Raw genomic sequence first — 24514 nt, 5'->3', positions numbered from 1 at the left:
CCGAGTTGTACACTCCATGTTTACTTGAATATAGCTTTGCTGCAAAAATAAATCCCCAAAGTCACTTTGAGAAATCACTTCATCTCTTGTCCTCAACCATGGACTATAGAAGATATCCCCAAAATTGCCACTCTCATGCGGTTATTTCACATTCAACTCGATATATTTCTCATTCATGGTTTGCACGTTTGCACATGCATAGATTCCTGGCAAGCTACGCCTGAAGCTCTTAAGGACAAACCTGCTGTATACAGAATACAATTTTTCGAATTCTAGTTACTTTGTATGAAAATACGCAAATATTGTTGCATCCTCATATGACTATAGCCCTCTTTTTAACGCTTTAATCCGTTACATAACCACAAACATCTCTTACCGCATAATATCCGGACCTATTATACATCGCTCTATTATATAAAGACACGTAGCATGGTTTCATAAGGATTTTTTTAAAATTCTGGACTATAGTTGTTCCTTCACCTGACTTACAGCCTCTTGTGCCGTCATACTGATTCGTTTGGATTCACCTTGTGCTGCAAGAACATGCGATCCAAATTCCACCTGTCCCTCTGCCGCACCTCGGCCAATAACAATCTGGACAGGCAATCCGATCAATTCCGAATCCTTGAACTTCACCCCTGGCCGTTCATCCCGATCATCGATCAGTACACTGTATCCGGCATCTACTAGTTGTTGTTCCAGTTCCAACGTGAGTTCGCGTTGCTGTTCGTCCTTCCAGCTCATTGGGATCAGATGTACATGATAAGGTGCAATGGCTGCTGGCCAACGGATGCCATCCTCTCCGGCATATTGTTCAGCAATAGCAGCCATCAGACGAGACACACCGATACCGTAACAACCCATTACAGGTGCGCACTGCCGTCCATTGCGATCCAGGAAGGATGCTCCCATGGCGTCACTGTACTTGGTTCCCAGTTTGAAGATATGCCCGACTTCTATTCCTTTTGTGAATACAAGCGATTCTCCACAGGTTGGGCAGCCGTCACCTTCAGCCGCGAAACGGATTCGATCTACTTTGTCCAAAGCAAAATCTTTACCCGGAACTACATTCGAATAGTGTACATCAACTTCATTCGCTCCTGTAATGGCACGTTCCATCGCAGCTACATCCGCATCTACTACAAACGGCAGATCTAGTCCAATGGGACCCAGGAAGCCTACAGTTAATTTCGGATGACCCGCAAGTGCAGTTTCATCAGCCAGAATCAGCTCTTCTGCACCCAATACCTGCTTCAGCGCGATATCATTCACTTCATGATCCCCACGAACAAGCGCAGCGACCAGTTGACCATCAGCCTGATAGAGCAACGTTTTGATCATATGCTGAGCATCCTCGCCCACAAAGGCGCTTAACTCATTGATCGTACGTACCCCTGGAGTTTGGATACGAACCAACGTGTCCCCTTCGGCATTCCCCTCAGCTTTATCAACTGTAGTCGGAACAGCAGAAGCTTCTGCTAGTCCTGGATTCTTAACAGAAGATTCAGAAGTCTGATATCCCGCCTTCTCCAGATTTGCGGCATAACCACAATGTTTGCAGGTTACGATTGTATCTTCTCCCACATCGGCAAGTGCCATAAATTCGTGGGTCTCCCCCTGACCACCAATGGTGCCTGCATCGGCTTCCACTCGAATATATTCCAGTCCACAACGCTCCAAAATTCGCGAATATGCCGTATTCATGGACTGATAGGTGCGATCTAGCTCTTCCCAATCGGAAGCAAAAGAGTACGCATCCTTCATGATGAACTCCCGTCCCCGCAGCAATCCAAATCTTGGACGACGTTCATCTCTGAATTTGGTTCCAATCTGATAAAGTGTAAACGGTAGCTTACGATAAGAATTAACCTCGTCACGAGCCAGTGCAGTCACAACCTCTTCATGAGTTGGACCCAAGGCGAATTCTCGTGCATGGCGATCCTTCAGACGCATCAACTCAGGGCCATACTGTGTATATCTTCCGGATTCTTCCCATAGCTCAGCAGGCTGCATGATTGGCAGTAATACTTCCTGACATCCCGCACGGTCCATTTCTTCTCGAACGATACGCTCGACATTCAGCAAGATACGACGTCCCAAAGGCAAGTAACTATATATCCCTGCTGCGAGTTGACGAATCATACCCGAGCGCAATAACCAGCGATGCCCTGCTGCATCTGCCTCTGCTGGTGCTTCACGTAATGTTGGAACAAGCATTTCACTTTGACGCATCTTGTCACACCCCTTATTCTTCTATTCATTATTGTAAATCAGGTTATAAACAGCAAAAAAAAACACATCCGTCAAGGGACGAATGTGTCGTGGTACCACCCTTATTTAACTGCACTTTGCCGGTCGACCCTGCCATCAAATCATCAAGGCAGTGGCCATAAACCGATTCTCCGTTTGCAACCTATGCAAAACGTGAACGCGCAGTCCTTCAGGGCATAACGGGCCCATCCGGCGAAGGTTACAGGCCGTTCGGGCCTTCTCCTCCGCAGCTCGCGAGGTAGGAATAACGAAACAGCAACAGAAACCTTGCACTAAGCGGTTTCCTCTCTGTAGAAGCTGGCTGACGTAATTATGTCCTCGTTGATCGCTGTTATCATTTTGATCACCATAGTGTATTTACAAGAAGTTGTCAACCATTCACTCGAATACTACCCCCGAATAATATTCCACCACATCACGGATGAGCATGTACGCGTCTCCATTCGTAAGCTCGTTTTTGTTTGCTATACCAGCAAGCGTTTCCTCACTTAAGAAGTTCTGCTTTTGCAATTGAGTAAGTGCCAATTCAGGTGTAGTTTCAGCTTCAGTAGCTCCCATTGCCAAACATAGCATATACGCAGCCTGATCCAGGGTTAAAGGTAACGCGGAAGCATTCTTCATACTCACAGCAACTTTATCAGCACTGCCTGTATAAAAGGTTGGAAACATGGCTTGCAGTCTTTTCAATTTACTCAAGTAGCGTTCCGGATTCATGCCCGTATCCAGATCCCAACCATCATTATTATAATTACCTGAGGTCATGTACATACTCGCGGCAGCAAGTAACCCCCTATAATCCTTATGCTCCATGTACTCGGGCTTCTCAAAATTATGCATCGATAGATCCATGCCTTGTTTCTCCAGCATCTTACGCAATTCGGTTGCACGCTCCTCGGAAGCTGAGAGTTCCCGGAAGGACTCTTTGTGTACATAGGCCAGTTTGACCGCTGCTCCAGCAGCTTCTCCAGTAGCCATCCCCAGAGGGACGACTCTTGCGCTTCCATGTGGAATCGTGTCAAAACTTGCTGCTCGTCCTACTACTAACAGACCATCAACTTTCAATGGGACAAGCGAACGGAAAGGTACACCATATTGAACTGGACTCAGCATAATTGTACCGGGATTGCCAACACTCGTACTCTGAATATCGATATCGTATGAACCATAACCAATTGCATCCCAATGATCTCGATTCTCCATAACATCAGCAAGTGTCAGACGATACTCACCATAGATGTGACGTGATTCTCTCACGTAGAGCTCATCCGCCGTTCCGGCATATTCAAGCCCTGCAAACTCCTCGTAATTTTTCTTCAAAAAATCAACGATCAACGGGGCTTCCTTCCGCCCTATTTCCAGTCCATCTTTCACAGAGGCCGGATCCAGCGGATCTACTCCAAAGATCTGCATCGTATTGATCAAGATGGTATCATCGTTTTGTCTCCCAATGTTCAGACTGCGAATCTTGATGCGCTGCGGATCGGTCGATTCATATTTTCGTGCATCACCGTATCCCCAAGCACTCATTTTATCCACACCCGTACCTTCTCTTTCTCTGAACTTCTGCCATACTTCATCTGTAACACCACTTAACTTAAATACAAGCGTAGAGACCATCTTGGACTTGCCATCTCCAATGTCCTGTCTACCTATGGAATATGGGACCCCAGCCGCCGCTGCAATATCTGCATCCTGAGTAGCGTCAATGATTGAACGTGTTGCAATTTTTATAATGGTTCCGTCTTCTTTAGTTATGTTCATCCCCATAATTGTAGTTCGCCCTTCCGAGGCAGACTCAGTAATGGGCTCCAAATGTTTGACATTCATCAGAAGGTCAATGTTAGGTTCGGAATGAATCATTCGATAGAAAACGTTAGCCGCTGTATGGGTATCAAATGAACTTCCCTCAATCTGGTCAAACCATTCCTGGAAAATCCCTTTATTCAGAAAATCAGGCTGTCGAAGACTGCTCAACCATTGCGGCTGATCAGGGGAGTAATTCAAATCTAACGTATTAAGTCCCCCTTCGGTCATCAACCCTCCCAACATGTTGCGATCTCTTGCTTCAACCAACAATACCCGCATCCCATTGCGGGCAGCAGATAACGCAGCCGTAATTCCCTCCGGATCAGTTCCAGCAACAATAACGTTATAAGAATCGGACAGCGTTGTGCTCGATTGTACAGTTTCCAATGGCTGCCATACATAATTATTATTGAATTTATAGTTCTTGTTCCAGATATAAAAGGCAGCATAAGCTGCACTAAATAAAATAATAAATACAGCGGCCGTAATTGCTGTTGCTTTCATTTTTTTGCTAAACAAAATAATTAATCCTCCACTATGTAATGTAAATTCATAAAAACTATTAATGTATCACTAACTCCGTTATTCTTCCAACAAAATATTAATAGTCCTCCTTCCTAAAAATAAAAATGTCCATAAAAAAAACACTCCCCAACGGTTTGCACCATGTCAGGAAATGTTGATTATATCGGCCTCATGTCATGATTAAGATCCTACGATTTTGCATAACAATGACAACAAAAACTTGGACTGCATCCTAACTTTATCCATTATAAAGACCCCTTTTTGCAATGTAAAGGCATATCAAACCTATACACTTCATATAAAAAGAAACTTCAACACTCCCCAACTGTTATTACTCACTCTCCATGAATTGCTGGGCGATGGCTGACATGGCCGTGCGTTCCCTGTAATATAGAGAAATAGAAACCATGTATTAATTGATAAAGGAGTTTGTCCTATGCCATATATTATTTACGATCTTGAATTCACGGTAAGTCGCAATACACGTTACTCTTCTGAAATTATAGATATCGGTGCCGTCAAAGTAACGGAAGGTGAGAACGGCCTGTATGTATCGGACACGTTCCATACTTATGTTCGTCCATCCAATAAATCGGTGCTGTCCGCCGATACGATTCAGTTTACGGGTATTACGCAGAAAGACATCGACGCAGCCCCTCTTTTTCCGGAAGCACTGAATCAATTTATTGCCTGGATGGGAAGTGAATCCTATTACATGTGTTCCTGGGGACCGGATGACCGCGCCAAACTGATCTCTCATTGTCGCACTCATCAGCTCGATGTAGCCTGGATCACCAACCACAATGATCTTCAGCAGCAATGGTCGCGCACAGTGCGCAAGGAAGGGAAATTCCGTCAACTTGGACTTGCTCAGGCTCTTGAACTGTGCGGTATTGAATTCGATGGTACCCAGCACCGCGCTTTGGATGATGCGATTAATACAGCCAAAGTATTCATGCATCAATTTGATCAATTCAAACTGGAGACCAATTGCGCCGCAGATGATGAGGGCATCACATCCAAAGTGGTCTATTCCAGCAGTACAGAAGATGACGACAAAGATTCCCCTTTCGGTAACCTTGCACACCTATTCAACACCAATGAATAATGTCAAACAACGCATGTTGAACAAAGGTGAAGCAGCCATGATCTGTACTGAAGTTCAGTTGTAGATCTCCCTCCAACGTTCCAGACGTTCTTTCATCATGAGGCGGCATTTCTCGGGTTCCAGAATTTCGGCATCGGGTCCATATTGAGACAACCACGTTAGAAACCCTTCTTCATCACTCAATATGGCTTCAAACAACAACGTGCCTTCCGGTTCAATCGTCAAGATGGGGCGTGCAAAAAACTGCTCCTGCATGACACGCTCCACAGCGTGCGGTGAGAATCTGATTTTGAATGCAGTCCACTCCGTACTGCCGCTAAGTTCCTGTGGCGTACGGAAGTGAGATTGTAAAAGGTAATCATCTTTGCGGAACGTGCGTGGCAAAATCCGAACCCTGTACAAGCGGTTCACTTGAAATATTCTCAGTTTCTCTGACAGGTGGCAATACGCCAACAGATCAAATCGGTATTCACGAGGAATAAGACAGTAAGGGTCCATTCGCGCAATCCCCTTTTTACCTTGAAACAGATATTCTCCTTCAATAGTGTTCTGGGAAATTCCAGCCTGAAGCAAGATCACCAGTGAATGATTCAGAAGTTCGGTACTTTCATTTTGCCAAGCAGAAGTACCCACCTTGAACAACCCGCTAATTTGCTCAGACCATTCCACTCGCTCTGTTTTGTTTTTCTGACTCGAAGCAACCACTTTCTCATACGCGCTCTCAAAAGCAGGCTTCAGCAACGGACGAATATTCTCCATGACTTCTGCCAGGTGCATAAAGGCTTGAGCTTCTTCATCAGACCAATTCAGCGGATACATGGCAAAATGGCTGATAAACATGTATCCTCTCCCGTGTCCCATATTGGCGATGGGGATATGCATTGCACTGAGGGCCTCCATGTCGCGGTATATCGTCCTTTCCGTTGTCTCGCACCGCTCGGCAAGCTCACGGGCCAGAATACCCGGCTTGGCCTGCACAAGAGTTATAATGCGCATTAATCGGATCAGTCGGTCTGTCATTTTGCCGGACCCTCCACGATGTTGTTTCAATAAATTCGATACAACTCCATCCATTTTTTTATTATTATGTTGTTTAGTACATTCGACTTATTCCTTGACTTCCCCTTCAAAAAATTATGTAGAAACATTCCTTTTCGTACCATCATCCCTAGTTCTTTATCCCTATTCACCTAACATCGTTTTTCCGCGATTATGAGCCATAGAATTAAAAGTAATCCCGTAATGGTGCCGAAGTTTCTCCACAATTTCGGCTTCCACATAATAATCCAGATCCTGTTTACGAGCCGCTTCAATTAACAGAGCATCTGCGTGACGACGCAGCATATCACTGCCCTCTTGTGTACGACCTCTTTCATAAGCGCGCAAAGCTTGCTTAATCAGAGGAACTGTTTCGTTTAATTTAATCGTCTTCTCTACCTTGGGATCTTCCGGCTGGCGCAGCATGCCCAGATGACTGGTGTACTGAATATACAACTGTTCTCTGCGCAGCAGCACTCTCTGGCTTTGTTTCAATTTTCGCGTACTCCAATAAGCTGAACATACGGCACTTTTCCCCGATACACGAGGTCCCATGGCGAATTCGAGTAAGATTTGTTTACTCTCTCCCTTGTATACATCTCCAAGTCTTAGAACCCAACCGATATCCGTTTCTTTGGAACGACATCCATAGATGCCCTTGAGCTGAATTCCAAATTCCGGTTTGAGCAAAAGTTCCAAGTCTCTCGACACAATTTTGGGTGCTATTTTCCTGAGTCTTTTGGCAGGGGCTCCGTTACGCCACTCCACCATCATATATACGGGGTCGGCTCCCCCTGTCGGTATGGCCTCTCTATTCCACGAATAAGATACTTCAAAGACTGAGTTCACTGGTAGTCTCTCCCCCGATTTATATGTATTATCTTCTAAGTTATCAGGGTAAATGGACACTATATTGTCACGGAACATATGTTCGCAGGAAATTTTTCCATAATATTAGTTTCTCATCCCTAAATCCGCGTAATTACGACAATAAACGACGAAAAAGCTTGGCAGTATGCCAAGCTTTTAGAGCACTTTTATATGACAAGTCCTAACTTAAATCGTAGTAGTATCCATTCCCATTTTGTGTGAATTTTGTATAGAATCAGGTTCTGTAATCGGAGCATAAGTAATACTGTCGATAATCAATTCACGCCCGATTGGCTCACCATTTACAGTGATCATAATCGTTTTGGTTGTTGCAGCTTGTTTAGTTGTGTACATACGTTTCTACCCCTTCGTATTCACGATCTTCTTAAAAATCGGATATATTGTTTTCACTCATTAAATTACAAATTTCGTTAATATGAATAGCAGGCACCCGGAGCTGAAGTAAAAGAATGATGTCAAGACCGTCCGCAGTGCTGCTCTGTCCTTCTATTACCCCGGCGGCCTAGAAATTAAACACCTGTCCACATGTATTGATTTATTCTCATATAGGGTAATTAAAACTACATCATCTTGAACCCATTGTCCTGGTTTTGACGTATAATGTAAGAGCCGTATTTCAACAAATGACGACGAAATCGGCAAACGATTATGTAACCGAAAGAAGGTGCCAATCATGCCAAAACCCATTCAGGGTTATTTCATTCGGGTGTTATTCACCACATGTGTATTGTTTACTGTTTCTTTGACTTCTACAGTCAGTGCAGCAAATGCCAATATATTCTCTGATATCTATAGTGGATGGGAACGAGTCTCCGAGCTTCCTGGAGAAGTGAACGCCTTGCAGGAAAGCTATAAACAGACGCTGGAGCAGTTGAATCAGACTTCTGCCCAATTGGGACAAGCACAGGCAAATGTCGAAGCATTCAAGGCCCAGAACGAGTTGCTGCTGGCGCAAAACGAAAAACTGACCGACATGGTGAGCAAGCTGCAAAATGATCAGGATGCCAAAACGGCAACTGCCAAACGCATTCAAACGATGATTATCACAGCCGTTTCACTCATATTAGGATACTTTATTCTGATTCGAGTGATGCGCTGGGGAATGCGTCGCCGTTCAGGCCGAGTATAAAAGAACAGGAGCAACCGCATGCACATACACCTGAATAATGCCGAAGCTGGCGGAGCCGGACAAGTGGTCACGTTCTCGTTGATCCAGGACGACCGCCTGCATATTCTCCATCCCCAGCAAATTGTCGCTTTTCGCGGCCCAAGCAGCAGTCGCAATGATAAATTTATGAATATTTCGGGTATCTATCGCAAAAAAAAGCTGATCAAATCCGAAATTACCGGTCCTTGTCAATTTGTGGCCGCCCTGCCTCCCGGCTTCACCATGAAGGAAGTTGAACTGAGTGAGAACAGCGATCTGCTGTACGACTTCCGCCATCTTTTCTTCTACTCTGACGGCGTCACGATGCACACCAAAATTCAAAAAATCAAAAACATGCTCATCACTCGGGATGCCGTGAAAATGAAGTTTTCGGGCAAAGGCAAAATTGGATTGCTGACACAAGGTCAGGTCTGCCAGCAGGAACTGCACCCTACCGCACCACTGTACGTGGATGCAGGCAGTATTATCGCCTATCCTGAGAACGCGCAGCTTGAACTTACCGTATACGGGAACAACCTTGCCAGCCAGCATATGAACTATCATTGGAAGATGACAGGACATGGCTCTGTACTTTTTCAGGCTGGTCGTGAAAATCATAGGCTGGAACAGGATATGAACGATGAAGGCTTATTTAAGCGGATTCTGAAAGAAGTCATTCCTTTTGGAAATGTATTAATCAAATAAGTCCAGATGACGTTAGGCTCGGTTATAAATGGGTTCTCATGGAAAGCATGCTCACCGTATTGGAATTGTGATATACTGTACCGGACAATTGAAGAAGAAAATCCATGCCTATGGCATGGGAGAGGTTCGCGAACTCCCTCTATAAGACTCGACCTTCATTAAGGTCAATAAGTCTTGCGTACATTTTAGGTAACATCGTACGTAAAAAACTAAGGACACTAGATCGTGCCTGCTTTTTTGAAGCAGCCTACGAGAAGGTGTGTTTTTTGATGGATGCCAGTTCATGAACTTCTCTGTTCTTCCGACACTCTGTGCCTATGTGCATGGATTGATCTTAAGAAGATGGAGAGGTTTTTTTATGTTGAACAAAGAAAAAGCAGTCGTTGTATTCAGCGGCGGTCAGGACAGTACAACTTGTTTGTTCTGGGCCAAACAGCAATTTGCCGAGGTAGAGGTGGTTACCTTTGATTACGGCCAGCGTCACAAGCTGGAGATTGAATGCGCCGGAGAGATCGCTCGCGATCTGGGTGTACAGCAAACGGTGCTGGACATGAGCTTGTTAAACCAACTTGCGCCCAATGCACTCACCCGTACGGATGTGGAAATTACGCATGAAGAAGGCGAACTACCGAGTACGTTCGTTGATGGACGGAATTTGCTGTTCCTCAGTTTTGCAGCCATTATGGCGAAGCAAAAAGGGGCTCGTCACCTTGTCACAGGTGTATGCGAAACGGATTTCAGCGGTTACCCGGATTGTCGGGATTCGTTTGTGAAATCGATGAATGTTACTCTGAATCTGTCCATGGACTACCCATTTGTCATTCACACCCCACTGATGTGGCTTGACAAAGCCCAGACGTGGAAAATGGCGGATGAGCTTGGGGCCTTTGATTATGTACGTGAGCGCACACTGACCTGTTATAACGGGATTATCGGCGATGGCTGCGGAGAATGTCCTGCCTGCAAACTGCGCAAAGCCGGACTGGATCGCTATCTGGAGCAACGCACGAATTCTGCTACTGTCGGAACTCCGGGAGCGGACGTACGATGAGAGAACCGGGAACATTTCGTATTGTGGAACGGTTGCAGCGGATGGGAGAAGATATCCTCCCTGCACAGCTTCGCTATCATCGCAAACGTGTGCTTGTCAGCAAGGAGTTTACGTTTGACGCTGCGCATCATCTGCATTGTTATGAAGGCAAGTGCAAGAATTTGCACGGGCATACGTATAAAGTTGTTTTTGGCATTAGCGGTTATCCGGGTGAGACCGGACTGACTGTTGATTTTGGACATATCAAGGATATATGGAAAACACAAATTGAAGGGTATCTCGATCATCAGTATTTGAACGAAACCCTTCCCCTCATGAACACAACAGCTGAAAATATGGTCGTCTGGTTGTTCGAGCAGATGGAGCAAGCCTTGCAGACCGAACCGTATGCCGCACTGACCGAAGGTGGTCGAACAGAGTTTGTCCGCTTATACGAGACGCCGACCAGTTACGCCGAGGCCAGACGGGAGTGGATGATCGATGAGTAGTGTGGAACGCAACAAAGAGGCTCGTATTCCTGTAATGGAGATCTTCGGCCCGACGGTTCAAGGTGAAGGCATGGTCATTGGGCAGAAAACGATGTTCGTCCGCACCGCGGGCTGCGATTATCGCTGTTCCTGGTGTGACTCGGCCTTTACTTGGGACGGCAGTGGCAAGGATCTGATCCGGATGATTACGCCGGAGGACGTGTGGGAGGAATTACGCCGCGTTGGTGGCTCGCGCTTCTCCCATGTGACCATCTCAGGCGGCAACCCCGCCCTGCTCGCTTCGCTGGGCGGATTGGTTAAGCTGCTTCGGGAGAACGGCATCCGCACCGCGGTAGAAACGCAGGGCTCCCGTTGGCAGCCTTGGCTGGCGGACATTGACGAAGTCACCGTCTCGCCCAAGCCTCCCAGCTCAGGCATGAACACCGACTGGGCTGTGCTGGATGATCTGATCCACCGACTGGCTGCTCGCCCGGTGGAACGAAGTCACAGTCTGAAAATCGTAATTTTCGATGAGACAGACTTGGACTATGCCCGCCGTGTGCATGCACGGTATCCGGGCACGGATTTATTTTTGCAGACTGGGAACCCAGATGTGACTTCTGCCGATACACCAGATCTGGCGTCTTCGTTGCTTGCCCGTTACGAGTGGCTAATTGATCAAGTCAGTGCATCCGATGATCTGAACGACGTTCGTGTGCTGCCACAGCTGCATACCCTTGTGTGGGGCAACAAACGAGGCGTCTGATGGGTGGAATGGGCGGCATGATGTAATTTTGGGAACATACTAAGGCTAAGATGGCCTATCATATATACCGGTAAGCTTCGTGCGTCGCCGGAAATAAGGAGCGTTTACGAATCCATGAGACAACCTGATGAGATGCAAGATCTAACGTTGCTGGGTAACCAGGGCGTAAAATATACGTTTGAATATGATCCGGGAATTCTGGAGAATTTCGATAACAAACACCCGTACCGGGATTATTTTGTCAAATTCAACTGCCCGGAGTTCACCAGCCTGTGCCCCATCACGGGTCAGCCGGACTTTGCAACGATCTATATCAGCTATATTCCTGATGTGAAAATGGTCGAGAGCAAGTCACTTAAGCTGTACCTGTTCAGCTTCCGCAACCATGGCGATTTCCACGAGGATTGTGTGAACATCATCATGAACGACCTGATTAAGCTGATGGACCCACGCTTCATTGAAGTATGGGGCAAATTCACGCCGCGCGGCGGCATTTCCATCGATCCGTACACCAACTACGGCAAACCGGGTACGAAGTATGAGCAAATGGCTGAGCATCGCATGATGAATCATGATATGTATCCAGAGACGATAGATAATCGTTAATTTGCTAGATACACCAATTATGCTTTGTATAAAATAAAATTATAGAACACACAAAAGTCGAACTCTTCGATCTGAAGAAGTTCGGCTTTTGTTTTTTTGTATGCTATGGAACGTGAGCGTTTGCAACCAATCGTATGGATTGGACTAGCATTCAAGGGTTACTGTCTTCCTTCAGTTCTTTCACTTTTTTGATGTAATGTCTCAGCATAAGTACACCTGTAGACTGAACAACCACAAAAAATCCGATAGCAAAGTACAGAGACGACGATGCAACATAGATAGTCAGAAAAGTGGTGATAGCGATTTCATATGGATCAGTCCTTTATCATTTCTGATTTAGTAGAACTTTAATAGTAGATTCTTTAAAGTATATCAATAGTTTACATTAAAATGAGAACGTTAATTTCACCTGTTCCCCTTGTCGACCTTTCAAATCTGTCCTATTATGTAACAATATGCTTAGGCACATCACATCATCAGGCGCTGATCCCTCGTGACCGCGACCAAAGGAGAACTGTTCATGTCCATGCAAAATTCATTATCCAAAGACGCCGCTGCGCGTTCGAAAGCTCCACCCGGATTGGATGCTCAAGGTACCGTTTATCGGATCTTAATTGCCATCAGTCTGGTCCATTTGTTCAACGATTCAATCCAATCTGTCATTCCAGCTATTTTTCCAATTCTGAAAGACTCCATGCATCTCACGTATACGCAGATCGGATGGATTTCGTTTGCTATTAACTTTACTGCTTCCATCATGCAGCCTGTTGTAGGCTGGTTTGCCGATAAAAAACCGACACCCTCCATTCTGCCCATCGGCATGGGCTTTACGTTTACCGGTATGCTATTGCTTGCCTTCGCCGACAGTTATATGGCCGTCCTGATCTCCGTCATCTTTGTTGGTCTCGGTTCGGCGGCGTTCCATCCAGAGGGTTCACGGGTATCCCATATGGCCTCAGGGCCTCGTCGGGGACTGGCTCAGTCGATCTTCCAGGTGGGTGGTAATGCCGGTCAGTCTCTGGCCCCATTGCTCACCAGATGGATTTTCATCCCGTTTGGGTTGTTCGGTGCCATCGGATTCACTGGCATTGCAGCTGCGGGAATTGCGGTTCAAATCTATATCGCTCGCTGGTATGGACGCATGCTGCAATCGGGTGGGTATTTGCGCAGACAGGCGGCAGCTCGTCGTGCACCCAATCCGGCATTACGTAAAAAGATTGCTGCTGCCATTACCATTTTGATTCTGCTCGTCTTTGTCCGTTCGTGGTATGTCGCTTCGATCGGTAGCTTCTATGCGTTTAACCTGAAGGATACATTTAACTTGTCCACAGAGGACGCACAGATTTATATCTTCCTGTTCCTGGCGGCTGGGGCTCTTGGTACGTTCTTTGGTGGTCCACTGGCGGATCGCTTCGGTAAACGCAACATGATCTTCCTGTCGATGGCCGGAGCCGCTCCACTGGCGCTTCTGCTGCCTTACGCCAATTTGTTCTGGACAGCCGTGTTGCTGAGTATTATTGGGTTCATCATGTTGTCCAGCTTTTCGGTGACCGTTGTGTATGCGCAAATGCTGATTCCAGGCAAAATCGGAACCGTCTCCGGCCTGATTACTGGTCTGGCATTTGGTATGGGCGGTCTGGGAGCACTCGTGCTGGGGAACTGGATCGACGTGTTCGGCGTATCTCCAGTGATGCAGATGTGCAGCTTCCTGCCACTGATCGGTATCTTCACCTTCCTACTTCCATCGGATAAGTTGCTGAACCGTTGGGCGGAAGAGAACGGTAGCGAAGAATAACAGATCCTATACAATCTAACCTCCAATATACAATGAAACAAAACAGCCTAGTGAAAAGTAACGTCAGATGGTTAACCAAGCTGGAATTAACGCCAGCTTGTGCAAACGGGATGAAGCCTGTATCTTAGGGCTTCATCCCGTTTGTGTTTTACCAGCGTTAGCGTCAACCGTTTGCAGCTTCCAGCACGCGGTGCCCTACTTCATGACAAGGTTGGTCAGCCAACAAGAGCGGCAGCAACTGAGCCTGCGAGAAATTATTGAATACAGTAGGATCACATGTGTATAACGAATCCAGCGCACTTTAATAGCATCATTTCTGGCAATCCGCCAATGTAACGAATCACAGACGCGTTATTCCTCATGTTTTGTGTGATTTCGCATCATTTAGTATGATTGTCATGCAAATAGCGATGGTGAGATTCCTTAGAATCAGCGCATCCTTCTAAATGTCATTATAAGATGCCATAGATTCGTTAGCGTCAGAATCAGAGCCTTGTGGCGTCGTCCTATGGCCATTTTTGTTGATGGACATCATTGCGAAAGGCGCTGAAGAATCAGGCGCTTTTTATATAACATTTTTCCGGCTTCCGCAACATCACGAATCGTATTTTTGTTGCTTACCGAACCGAATACCATGCCGGCAATCGGAATGAGCTGAAACAGCTTTTTCCAACCAAAAGATTCACTGTAGGAATTAAAAACTTCCCGCCAGCCCTGCATTTGAGAGATAACCTCAACCTGCTTGTCCGGATTATCGTAATCGGCGAGTTCATCAATAATCGCTTTCTTGCCCACAATATCGGCGGAGGAGAATTGCAGACATTTGACGATAAATATGCGCTCTTGAGGTTCGTCAGGATCATATCCATAGCATAGCGCCATCTCCTGCAGCACCTTCAGGGAAAGCCCCATCACCATCGGAATATCCGCCGCAATCGTTACAATGCCGCCGATACCTGTTGCGGCCCCTTGTGCAGCAGCAAACCTCGTTCGACTGTCCGTAATGCTATCAGCAGTGCGATCCAGCACTTCAAGCGGTAAACCTTCCACGCTGTGGATTTTCGTCGTATCCTTTGCCTCTCCATTCTGTTCATCGTAAGAGGTATCTGCCTTCATGGAATAACCGAATTTGATTGCTTCCTCTTGGAGCAACTCAGCTACCTTCTTTTTCTGAACGAGAAATTTCCCGCCATTCTGCACATACTGGCCGACTTCATTCAGCGAGTCTCCAATCTTCTGTTTCAGCGCTTTGGGCATAAATTTATCCAACATGGCAAACGGCAAACGACCAATTTTGTCCCAAATAAACAAGTCCTTCTGCCCTTTTTCCCATTTTAAAATCTGTTCCAGCTCCCGGTCCAATGTCTCGCGCGAATCCATATATGGCCTCCTAATGTTATGTGTATAGTGAATTTGTATACTCCTCATACGCAGAGGTTAGGTGATGGTTGCTTCTATGCAGCCCCTCGTATCCGTCTTCAAGTCATCCTTCTCAATGTGTACATAAGTAAAAGCCCTTAATCAACATGGCTCGCTGACTAAGGGCTTACTATATTAAAACTTTAGAGTATTATTATTTCGCTTCAGCCGCAGCCTTCCCATCCGGAATAGGGACTCCAAAGTCAGGCGTGCCATCTTCGTTCCAGCGAATCACCTGCGCGCGGGCGTGACGGTTTGGATCGTAGAGAGGATCTCCCTCGATGTCCTTGTAGTTTCGTGCGTGATAGATCAGAATATCCGTTTTGCCATCCGGTGATACCGTAAAGCTGTTATGACCCGGACCATATTGACCATTCGCCTCACACGTCTGGAATACCGGCTTAGGCGATTTCACCCAGCTCGCTGGATCAAGCAAGTCGGCATCTTCATCCGCAGTGAGCAAACCCATACAATAATTGTAGTCGGTCGCACTCGCAGAGTAACCAATGAAGATCCGCCCATTCCGATGCAGTACCGCTGCCCCTTCATTCACCTTGAAGCCGATGATCTCCCAGTCGTACTCCGGTGTTGCGATCATGACCTGTTCACCACGCAGCGTCCACGGATTTTCCATTTCGGAAATGTACAGGTTCGAGTTACCCACAATGTCCGGATCTTTCTGCGCCCAGACCAGATAGCGGATTCCCATATGCTCAAAAGTCGTTGCATCCAATGCAAATGTCTCCCAGCGCGTAAGAATCTGTCCTTTCTCCACCCAATCACCTTCCAGTGGATTCGAAGAATCGTTCTCCAAAACATACATCCGGTGGTCAAAAAGACCTTCATTCGTCTCACTGGTATGAGCTGCTGCGTAATATATGTACCATTTCCCATCGATAAAATGAATCTCAGGTGCCCATATGTTGGCACTCATCGGTCCTGTATCACGTTTGTGCCATGCCGTTACCGGCTCGGCATCTCTTAACTCTTCCAGCGTTTGTGCACGCCGAATCTCAATCCGGTCAAAGGCTGGCACCGAAGCTGAGAAATAATAGTACCCGTCTGTGTGATGATACACCCACGGATCAGCACGCTGCTCCAGGATGGGATTGGTAAATGTAATGGAATCAGTCATGGGAATGCTCCCCTTTCAAATGTGTGTGTATGGCTCGGAGTGAAGATTTGAAAAAGCGCTGATGGATAAAGTGCAAAGACTTTTTTGGTGGTGCACCGCGGACGCTTCGGGGGTGGTAGGGCCTTGTCGCTCTCTTGTCCTCCGATTTCCTTTCACATCGCTCTTGGCGGTTGAAATCGGATGCCAAAGACGCTCCTTCAGCTCCTTCCTCCCCCTTCGCTGCTTGCGCACCTTACAAGCATCGGCTTCGCTCTTCCACGCTCGCTGAACCAAATCCAAACTCCGAGCCATCGGTGTGGCTCTGTATATATGGGGTCGACCGCTTGCTTGGTCGACTCTCCCCACTAAATGCTTGGCTGGCCTTTTTTCTCGGGCCAGCTCTTGGTGCACCGCAGACGCTCCGGGGTCGCAGGGCCTTGTCGCTCTCTTGTCCTCCGATTTCCTTTCACACCGCTCTTGGCGGTTGAAATCGGATGCCAAAGACGCTCCTTCGGCTCCTTCCTCCCCCTTCGCTGCTTGCGCACCTTACAAGCATCGGCTTCGCTCTTCCACGCTCGCTGAACCAAATCCAAACTCCGAGCCATATCTATGGCTCTCTACTTCTCCGCGGCGCTAATCTGCTTGCCCCAGACGGCAATGCCGCGGTCGCTCAGGCCAGTAACCACAAGCGCAGGCTGGCTTCGCTCCCAGTCCCAGGATGGGAGCAGTTTGAGCTCTTCTGTGGAAGCTCCGCCCCACGGGCTTTCTTTCCACTCCAGCGTCAGTGTTTGTTTGCCGTCAAACGTCCATTTGCCTGAACCGTTTTCGCTTTTCAATTTGCCGTTGGCTTGCAAAGTGTAAGGCACTGCCTGCACCTGTCCGTCCACCGATGGGTCAACAGCCAGGCCTTCCCACTCCCCGGCGATCATCGACTTCGGAATGTCCTGTGCGTACTCACCTACATAACGTTCTGGTGACACAACAGGCCAGCCATCCTTGGTCCACAGCATTTTACGTACATGCAGATACGGCCAGTTTTTATCTGTCTCACCTCTCGCATGATGCACGATATAATAATCGTCGCCATCCTTAAGGACCGAGTTATGTCCAGGTGCAACCCAGCCCTCACCTTCGGTGAAGCGATAGCCACCTAGAATTTTGGTTCCGACTTCGTATTGAGGCAGATGCTCCGTATCCAGCATGTTCATACCATTTACGTCCGTGTAGGGACCTGTAATGGAATCAGCGCGGGCTACACGCACGTTATAATCTTCGAATAAAGAATCATATGAGACGAATAAATAATACTTTTTGAACTCCGGGTTATACACAATATATGGCCCCTCCACCGCACCTTCTTCCGTAGCACGATCACGGGCAGCAATGCGTGTACCATACCCCTCTTCCTTGAACTTTCCGGTTTCCGGATCGAGAGGTGCAATGTATATCCCGTCAAAAAAGGAACCGTAAACCATCCATGAATTGCCTTCGGCATCCAATACCGGATTGGCATCAATGGCATTCAACTTATCCTTTTCATTCTCGGATGTTTTAACAACCAACCCTTCATCTGTCCAAGGACCCTCCGGGGACGAGGATGTCTGCAAACCAATAGCCGAACGCGTACTGCCAAAGGTCGAAGCCGAATAATACATCCGGTAGGTGTCTCCAACCTGAATCACATCCGGTGCCCACAGATTTACTGCCCCAGTCCAATCGAGGGCTTCCTTCGGAATACCCGGCAAAGCCTGACCTACCCATGACCAGTTGATCAGATCATCCGACTTGCGTACCATGACGCCGGGTTTCGCTTCCCCTGCTACACGAACGTCTGTGGAATAGACGTAATATCCCTGATCTGTTTTGATAATGGCCGGATCATGCGCATTGTTCACCGTCCAACGGGATTCGTCGTCCAGAATGGAGGTGTCATACAATTGAGTATCTTGGGGAGCTTCAGGAAAGACCGGCGGGGACACCACTTCCCCTGCTCCTTCTCCAGAACAGCCTGTAGCTCCGACCAACAGCATAAGCAACATCGAAGAAACAACTCCTTTTCCTGAATTCTTCCACCCGCGGAATGTTCTCCGCTGATTCATCCTTTCACTCCAGAGATCGCTACCGATTCAATAATCTGTTTCTGGAAGATCAGGAAGATGATCAATACCGGTAACAGTGCAACAATGGACGCTGCCATAATGAGCGGGTAATCCGTCTGGATCGCATACGTGGCATTGAAGTTCGCTATAACGAGCTGCAAGGTCTGTTTTTCAGGTGAATTCAGATAAATAATTGGTGCTAGATAATCGTTCCAAATGCCCATGAACCAGAGAATCAGTTGAGCTGCAATCGCCGGTTTAATGAGCGGGAACGTAATGCTGGAGTACAGTCGGAAATAGGAGCTGCCATCAATTTTCGCTGCTTCAATAATGGCATCAGGCACACTAAGTAGGTATTGACGAAGGAAAAAGATCATGACGACGTTACCAAATAATCCTGGAACGATAAGCGGTAACAGTGTGTCCACCCAGCCCAGCTTCGAGAACATGATGAATTGTGGAATCATGACTGTCGGATACGGAATCATCATCGATGCGAGCAATGCAAGAAAGAGTTTGTTTTTATGCGGAAATCTCAATTTGGCAAAAGCAAAGGCAGCGATACTCGACGTAAACGTTCCGACAACGGTAACACTGATCGCCACGATCAAGCTGTTTTTGATCCCGCTGAGAAGCGGACCTGCTTCCCAGATTTCCTTATACTTTCCGAATTGGAACACTTCAGGTATCCACACAGGCGGAAGTGCGAACACATCCTGCTTCTCCTTCACGGAAGTGGACAACATCCAGATCAGTGGTGCAATCATCGCAATAGCACCAAGCGCCAAAACGATAAAAATGATAGAGTTCGTTAATTTTCTCTTTTGACTGTAAGACATCTCCGGTTCACTCCTTTCCTAGACAATTAATCCCCATCATAGGCTGATTTTTCGTTCATTTTGAATTGCACCAAGGTAATGACAAAAATGAAAATTCCAAGAATCATGGCCATCGCAGAGGCATAACCCATTTGCAGGTTACTGAATGCTTTCTGCCAGATGTAGAAGACGATAGATGCGGAAGAATATTCAGGACCACCCGTAGGCGTCATAATGTTCATTTCAGTGAAGATTTGGGAACCACCAATAATATTCGTAACGACGAGGAAAAAGGTAACCGGCTTCACCATTGGCCAGGTGATGTTGCGGAAGATCTGGAACCCGTTCGCTCCATCGAGCTCTGCCGCTTCGTAATATGTACGGGATACACTTTGCAATGCAGCCAGATACAATAACATCGTGTAACCGAGGCCTTTCCACACCGTCATAATAATCAGGGCTGGTTTAACTGTGTCTTTGTTTGCGAGCCAGTTAGGACCCTCAATACCAAATAGATCAAGGAATTGGTTCACTAATCCGTAATCCCCGTTGTACGCCCAGTTCCACATGATGGACACCGCTGCGAGGGAAGAAATGACCGGAATATAATAGATTACACGGAACGTCGTTGTGCCGGGAATTTTACGATTCAGACCCATCGCCAGCAGTAACGCAAGCAACAAACCAATCGGTATACCCAGCATCAGATAAAAGGTGTTGAACATCGCTTTGTAAAAAAGATCATCTGTGAGCAAATCCTTAAAATTGGCTAAACCGATAAAGTTCATTTGTCCCAATCCATCCCAATCCGTAAACGAACCGTACAAGGAATAAAGGAAAGGGAACAAAACAAAGATCAGCAAACCAAGAACCGGAGGCAAAATAAACAAATATCCGTACAGCCTCTCTTTGCGATACAAACTAGATTTTGTAATCACTGCGCTCACCCCTGTTTCTAATATCAGCATGTTGCATGAATCGATGGATGCCTGCATTCTTAATCAATTCATGCAACATGCCCGTATGGAATCCAAAATGATGCCAGCAGCGTGATAGCAGGCTGCTGGCACCGCCTTTTTTTGAACACGGAATCTACTGCTCTATCCATTTGGTGTAGGCTGCTTCTCTCTAGAACCTACCCTTCAATCTTTTCAGTCCCATTATTTCAGCATGTTGCTAATTGTTTTATTTCTGAGATTTCTTCTCTTGTTCTACCGCTTTGTCTAACAGCTTTTGCATTTTTGGCTGCTGTTGCTTCACATATTCTGCGGCTGTAATCTTGCCATCCAGAACAGGTTGAATGTCGGTGAAGAACATGTCATACCACTCCGCATTGTACGTGTAGTTACCTGGAAGTGCGCGGCCGTAATCTTCTACGATATCAATAAATTCCTGTTTGTTGGCCGGTTTCGTTGAAGTATCCTTGGCCCATTCGTCTGCCATATCAAGCAGATTCGGAATTTGCACTTTGGCATCAACCAACTGCTGCATTCCTTCTTTGGAAGCTGTGAGGTAATTAACCAATGCCGCAGCTTCTTCCGGATGTTTCGTTTTGGCTGATACACCGATACCGAGTGAACCGATCCACGTAGCGGATTTTCCGGTAGAGCCCGCAGGGAAAGGCAGCAGGTCATACTCGAAAGGCAGTTTCTCGAATGTACTCATATCCCATGGACCTACAGGGAAGAAAGCCATTTCCCCTTTCATCCAGCGTTGGTACGTATCTAATGTTTGCGCTTCTTCAATGGAAGGTGTGATTTTGTATTTGTTTTGCATATCCGCAAAGAATTGCAGTGCTTCCGCGAATTTCGGATCATCAATGGTTACCTTTGTTTTGCTATCATCCAACCAGTCTGCACCATTGCTCCATACAAAGGACTGCAGCGCCCATTGTACGTTGAAGCCTGTACCAAATACGTCCGGTTTACCGTCTCCATTCGTATCCTTGGTTGCTTGTTGGTTGACCTTGATGAATTCTTCCCATGTGTAAGGCTTGTCCTTATCAGGGAATGGGATGCCCTCTTTTTCAAATAATGTCTTGTTATAACCGAGTGCAAACGGACCCAGATCTTTCGGCATGCCGTAGAGATCACCCTGACCTGCCATTTTGCCATCATAACGGTACAGGTCCACACCATATTTCCAGATGTTATCCAGATCTACGTCCGCATTATTTTCAATGTAAGGTGTCAGGTTCATTAGCACATTGCTGTTTACATAGGCTTTTATATCACCAGGGTTAAAATAAAATACGTCCGGCAAGCTGTTGCCTGTAATGGCAGCTCTCAATTTTGTCGCATATTGATCCGCAGCTGTTACGATAATTTTGACTTTGACACCTGGATGCTCTTCTTCAAACTTTTTAACAACTGCTTGATATGCTTTCTGTTCATCCGTGCCCCCCCGGAACATGAATGTCAATTCCTTGTCCCCGCTTGATCCGCTGCTTCCTCCGCAGCCCGCAAACACGAGTGCACTTACCAGCATTAGAAGCATAAGTGTGACCAATCTTTTTTTCTTTACCATCTGAACCCCTCCTGATCTGGATTTGTAACCGTATTCAATTCAGTAAAATAAGATTTCTGTTGTTAAATTTATCAAATCCAGATCACTTTAGTCAATGCTTTATTAAAACATTTTATATTTATTTAAAACAAACTAGTAAGTTGGCCATCCGTTGGAATCCCACAGCAGGTCGTTAATTAGCAATTTCGGATTGCCATTATCATCAGCATCATAGGCGTGGCGCGCAATCACATTACCGTTATACACATCCTGACCACCGGGTCCCTTCCACTTGACGTTCCCCGAGTCCAATATAGTTCCTCCGCCATTCAACATGCTCACACCGTTTTTGTCCACATACGGACCTGTAATACTCGTTGAACGTCCATAGACCATTTTGTACGTGCTATTTACGCCCTGGCAGCAAGAATCAATGGAGGCAAACAAGTAATAGTAACCGTTACGGTACACAATACTTGGTGCTTCAATGGCCCCGCCATTATTCGGACGCGCCGCAATGGAGGATATACTGCCGGTCGGTTTCATTGTGTTTTTGTCGAGTTTCACAATCTTCAGACCGCTCCAGAAAGAACCGAAAGCTAGCCACGGGTTGCCTGAAGCATCGATGACCAGATTCGGATCAATAGCGTTATAATCGTTGGCGGTTGTGGTTTGAAGTACTAACCCCTCATCCTTCCACTGACCTGCTCCAATGCTGGTTGCAGACGCAAGCCCGATCGCAGATCTGTTGGAGCCAAAAGTAGAGATGGAATAATACAGCCACACTTTTCCGTTGTACTGCTCCACGTCAGGTGCCCATACATCCAGACCACTCTGTCCCGGAACGGCCGAGGCCCACCAAGATGGCTTGCTCAGAAAAATCTGCGGAACGCGATACCATGAGGACCCGTTATCTGATTTCAGTACCTGAATGCCAGGACCTGTTGAGAAGGTATACCATGAGTTTCCTTCTTTGATGATAGATGGATCGTGGACGGCAATATCTCCGCTCAGATTCCAAAATGCCGCGAATGCCCGGGACTGACCCGCCAATAGCAACACAAGTACAAGTAGTGCAGGTAATGCCCAACGTTTCTTCCTGAATCCTGTCATTCCTTTGAACTTTTCCAAATCGAATCCACCTCTCCTGATCAAATAGTTAATTTGGTTCATGAAGTATTAAATCAATTTAGGTATACTAGGATTATAAAAGCGGTTACATCACATTTCAATGGTATATTTCAAATATATATGAAATGATTTAAGTTATTTTCTAAAGTAAATATTCATCAATTTATGAATATCAAGCCCATTTATGCTATGTATATAAGGGATTTGGCTTCCTTTACTCCGCCCTTCCCTTCCATCGGGTAATCATTTATAATTATTTAAAACAAACCATATAAATGTGCAGATGCCTGGATCAGCAGGGCTTTGTTCAGAACGTGGAAAGGAAAACCACCTATGATTTATATTAAAGATCTGATGTCTGGCGTTAATATTTTTAAGGCACTCAGTTCAGAAATTCGGATCCAGATTATTGAACTGCTTGCCAAGAACCAGAGTCTTAACCTCAATGATCTCGCAACCAAACTGGGGCTCAGCAATGGCGCCATTACAATGCATATTAAGAAATTGGAAGAAAGTGGCCTGATTGAGATCAATACTGCGGTTGGCAAACATGGAATTCAGAAGATATGTTATCTCAATGAAGAAAAACTAATGGTGGACCTGCGTTCACAGGAGATTTATAACCGATACGAGGTTGAAATTCAGGTAGGTCATTATAGCGATTATCAAGCAGCTCCTACATGTGGTCTCGCTACCCGAGACAGCATTGTCGGTGAGTTCGATGACCCGCGCTACTTTGCTGATCCGCTCCGTATTGATGCGGAGATGATTTGGCTGGCCGAAGGTTATCTGGAATATCGTATTCCCAACTACCTTAAGCCTAACCAGACGTTCAGCGAAATCCAGTTGTCCATGGAATTGGGTTCGGAAGCACCAGGTTTTTGCGATAACTACCCTTCGGATATTTATTTCTACGTTAACGGCATCGAGATTGGCTGTTGGACGAGCCCAGGAGATTTTGGCAATACCCGGGGTACGTTCAATCCGGACTGGTGGCCGCCGCATCTGAATCAATACGGGATGCTGAAACTGATCCGTATCACCCAAGAGGGCAGCTATATTGATGGATGCCGCATCTCCGATGTTACTCTGGACCAGATTGGCCTGGATTACAAAAGCGATATCCACTTTCGAATCGCTGTAACGGACGGACCAGTGAACAAACGGGGATTGACGATCTTTGGTAAAAATTTCGGCAATTACGGCCAGAACTTGCTTGCGCGTGTGCTCTATAATGTGCAAGAGGAATAGA

Annotated in this window: 22 protein-coding genes; 9 read left to right on the top strand and 13 right to left on the bottom strand. The window is 46.4% G+C overall.

The genetic code is table 11. From position 1 onward, the window contains the following. Nucleotides 1–462 precede the first annotated feature (462 nt). Complete coding sequence (locus AC3ITG_RS06060; protein ID WP_489253146.1) at nt 463–2232, bottom strand: proline--tRNA ligase; 1770 nt, start codon at nt 2230–2232, stop codon at nt 463–465. Nucleotides 2233–2649: 417 nt separating this feature from the next. Further along, nucleotides 2650–4596: an FAD-dependent oxidoreductase gene (locus AC3ITG_RS06055; RefSeq protein ID WP_489253145.1), complete on the bottom strand. Its 1947-nt coding sequence runs from the start codon at nt 4594–4596 to the stop codon at nt 2650–2652. A gap of 442 nt (nt 4597–5038) precedes the next feature. On the opposite strand from AC3ITG_RS06055, the gene AC3ITG_RS06050 reads away from it, so the two are divergent. After that, the gene (locus tag AC3ITG_RS06050) at nt 5039–5710 is read left to right on the top strand and encodes a 3'-5' exonuclease (RefSeq protein WP_489253144.1); all 672 of its coding nucleotides are present in this window, start codon (nt 5039–5041) and stop codon (nt 5708–5710) included. A gap of 54 nt (nt 5711–5764) precedes the next feature. Here AC3ITG_RS06050 and AC3ITG_RS06045 read toward each other — a convergent pair whose 3' ends face one another. From AC3ITG_RS06045 to AC3ITG_RS06035, 3 genes are all read right to left on the bottom strand, one after another. Next, nucleotides 5765–6730, bottom strand: coding sequence for a helix-turn-helix transcriptional regulator (locus AC3ITG_RS06045; protein WP_413375942.1), 966 nt, complete (start codon nt 6728–6730; stop codon nt 5765–5767). Nucleotides 6731–6892: 162 nt separating this feature from the next. Then, the gene (locus AC3ITG_RS06040; RefSeq protein ID WP_413375940.1) at nt 6893–7597 is read right to left on the bottom strand and encodes a hypothetical protein; all 705 of its coding nucleotides are present in this window, start codon (nt 7595–7597) and stop codon (nt 6893–6895) included. 207 nt (nt 7598–7804) lie between these two features. Next, nucleotides 7805–7972, bottom strand: coding sequence for a hypothetical protein (locus AC3ITG_RS06035; RefSeq protein WP_489253143.1), 168 nt, complete (start codon nt 7970–7972; stop codon nt 7805–7807). A gap of 340 nt (nt 7973–8312) precedes the next feature. On the opposite strand from AC3ITG_RS06035, the gene AC3ITG_RS06030 reads away from it, so the two are divergent. The 7 genes from AC3ITG_RS06030 to AC3ITG_RS06000 all read left to right on the top strand — a co-directional run bounded on the left by AC3ITG_RS06030 (nt 8313) and on the right by AC3ITG_RS06000 (nt 14176). Next, nucleotides 8313–8768: a hypothetical protein gene (locus AC3ITG_RS06030; RefSeq protein ID WP_024632428.1), complete on the top strand. Its 456-nt coding sequence runs from the start codon at nt 8313–8315 to the stop codon at nt 8766–8768. Nucleotides 8769–8786: 18 nt separating this feature from the next. Beyond that, nucleotides 8787–9491, top strand: a complete 705-nt coding sequence (locus tag AC3ITG_RS06025; RefSeq protein ID WP_063564567.1) for an AIM24 family protein — start codon at nt 8787–8789, stop codon at nt 9489–9491. 361 nt (nt 9492–9852) lie between these two features. Beyond that, nucleotides 9853–10542 carry a 7-cyano-7-deazaguanine synthase QueC gene (queC, locus tag AC3ITG_RS06020; protein WP_489254422.1) on the top strand — a complete coding sequence of 230 codons (690 nt, stop codon included), beginning with the start codon at nt 9853–9855 and terminating at the stop codon, nt 10540–10542. After that, nucleotides 10539–11030, top strand: a complete 492-nt coding sequence (queD, locus tag AC3ITG_RS06015) for a 6-carboxytetrahydropterin synthase QueD (RefSeq protein ID WP_489253142.1) — start codon at nt 10539–10541, stop codon at nt 11028–11030. Before queC ends, queD begins: the two co-directional genes overlap by 4 nt. Next, the gene (gene queE, locus AC3ITG_RS06010; RefSeq protein ID WP_489253141.1) at nt 11023–11775 is read left to right on the top strand and encodes a 7-carboxy-7-deazaguanine synthase QueE; all 753 of its coding nucleotides are present in this window, start codon (nt 11023–11025) and stop codon (nt 11773–11775) included. The genes queD and queE overlap by 8 nt, the downstream gene beginning before the upstream one ends. A 114-nt stretch (nt 11776–11889) precedes the next feature. Further along, the gene (gene queF, locus AC3ITG_RS06005; protein WP_063564570.1) at nt 11890–12381 is read left to right on the top strand and encodes a preQ(1) synthase; all 492 of its coding nucleotides are present in this window, start codon (nt 11890–11892) and stop codon (nt 12379–12381) included. 526 nt (nt 12382–12907) lie between these two features. Beyond that, nucleotides 12908–14176 carry an MFS transporter gene (locus AC3ITG_RS06000; protein WP_489254421.1) on the top strand — a complete coding sequence of 423 codons (1269 nt, stop codon included), beginning with the start codon at nt 12908–12910 and terminating at the stop codon, nt 14174–14176. 531 nt (nt 14177–14707) lie between these two features. Here AC3ITG_RS06000 and AC3ITG_RS05995 read toward each other — a convergent pair. The 8 genes from AC3ITG_RS05995 to abnA all read right to left on the bottom strand — a co-directional run bounded on the left by AC3ITG_RS05995 (nt 14708) and on the right by abnA (nt 23244). Then, nucleotides 14708–15556, bottom strand: coding sequence for an EcsC family protein (locus tag AC3ITG_RS05995; protein WP_489253140.1), 849 nt, complete (start codon nt 15554–15556; stop codon nt 14708–14710). Between the two features lie 193 nt (nt 15557–15749). Further along, nucleotides 15750–16730 carry a glycoside hydrolase family 43 protein gene (locus AC3ITG_RS05990; protein ID WP_489253139.1) on the bottom strand — a complete coding sequence of 327 codons (981 nt, stop codon included), beginning with the start codon at nt 16728–16730 and terminating at the stop codon, nt 15750–15752. Between the two features lie 344 nt (nt 16731–17074). After that, nucleotides 17075–17314 carry a hypothetical protein gene (locus AC3ITG_RS05985; RefSeq protein WP_489253138.1) on the bottom strand — a complete coding sequence of 80 codons (240 nt, stop codon included), beginning with the start codon at nt 17312–17314 and terminating at the stop codon, nt 17075–17077. A 12-nt stretch (nt 17315–17326) separates the two neighbouring features. Then, nucleotides 17327–18748, bottom strand: a complete 1422-nt coding sequence (locus tag AC3ITG_RS05980) for an arabinan endo-1,5-alpha-L-arabinosidase (protein ID WP_489253137.1) — start codon at nt 18746–18748, stop codon at nt 17327–17329. A 56-nt stretch (nt 18749–18804) separates the two neighbouring features. Further along, nucleotides 18805–19647 (bottom strand): carbohydrate ABC transporter permease, encoded by an 843-nt coding sequence (locus AC3ITG_RS05975; protein ID WP_090894108.1) that lies wholly within the window; start codon nt 19645–19647, stop codon nt 18805–18807. A gap of 26 nt (nt 19648–19673) precedes the next feature. Then, nucleotides 19674–20564: a carbohydrate ABC transporter permease gene (locus AC3ITG_RS05970; protein WP_062324023.1), complete on the bottom strand. Its 891-nt coding sequence runs from the start codon at nt 20562–20564 to the stop codon at nt 19674–19676. Between the two features lie 247 nt (nt 20565–20811). Beyond that, a complete protein-coding gene (locus AC3ITG_RS05965) occupies nt 20812–22152 on the bottom strand; it encodes an ABC transporter substrate-binding protein (protein WP_163756229.1) in 1341 nt (446 codons plus the stop codon). Between the two features lie 132 nt (nt 22153–22284). Further along, nucleotides 22285–23244, bottom strand: a complete 960-nt coding sequence (abnA, locus tag AC3ITG_RS05960) for an arabinan endo-1,5-alpha-L-arabinosidase AbnA (protein ID WP_489254420.1) — start codon at nt 23242–23244, stop codon at nt 22285–22287. A 351-nt stretch (nt 23245–23595) separates the two neighbouring features. Here abnA and AC3ITG_RS05955 point away from each other — a divergent pair, with 351 nt between their 5' ends. Then, the gene (locus AC3ITG_RS05955) at nt 23596–24513 is read left to right on the top strand and encodes an ArsR/SmtB family transcription factor (RefSeq protein ID WP_489253136.1); all 918 of its coding nucleotides are present in this window, start codon (nt 23596–23598) and stop codon (nt 24511–24513) included. Nucleotide 24514: the final 1 nt, after the last annotated feature.

Source organism: Paenibacillus sp. GL_099_B, assembly GCF_057835695.1.
The sequence above is the reverse complement of the archived record's forward strand: the minus strand, read 5'-3'. Positions and strand labels throughout refer to the sequence as shown.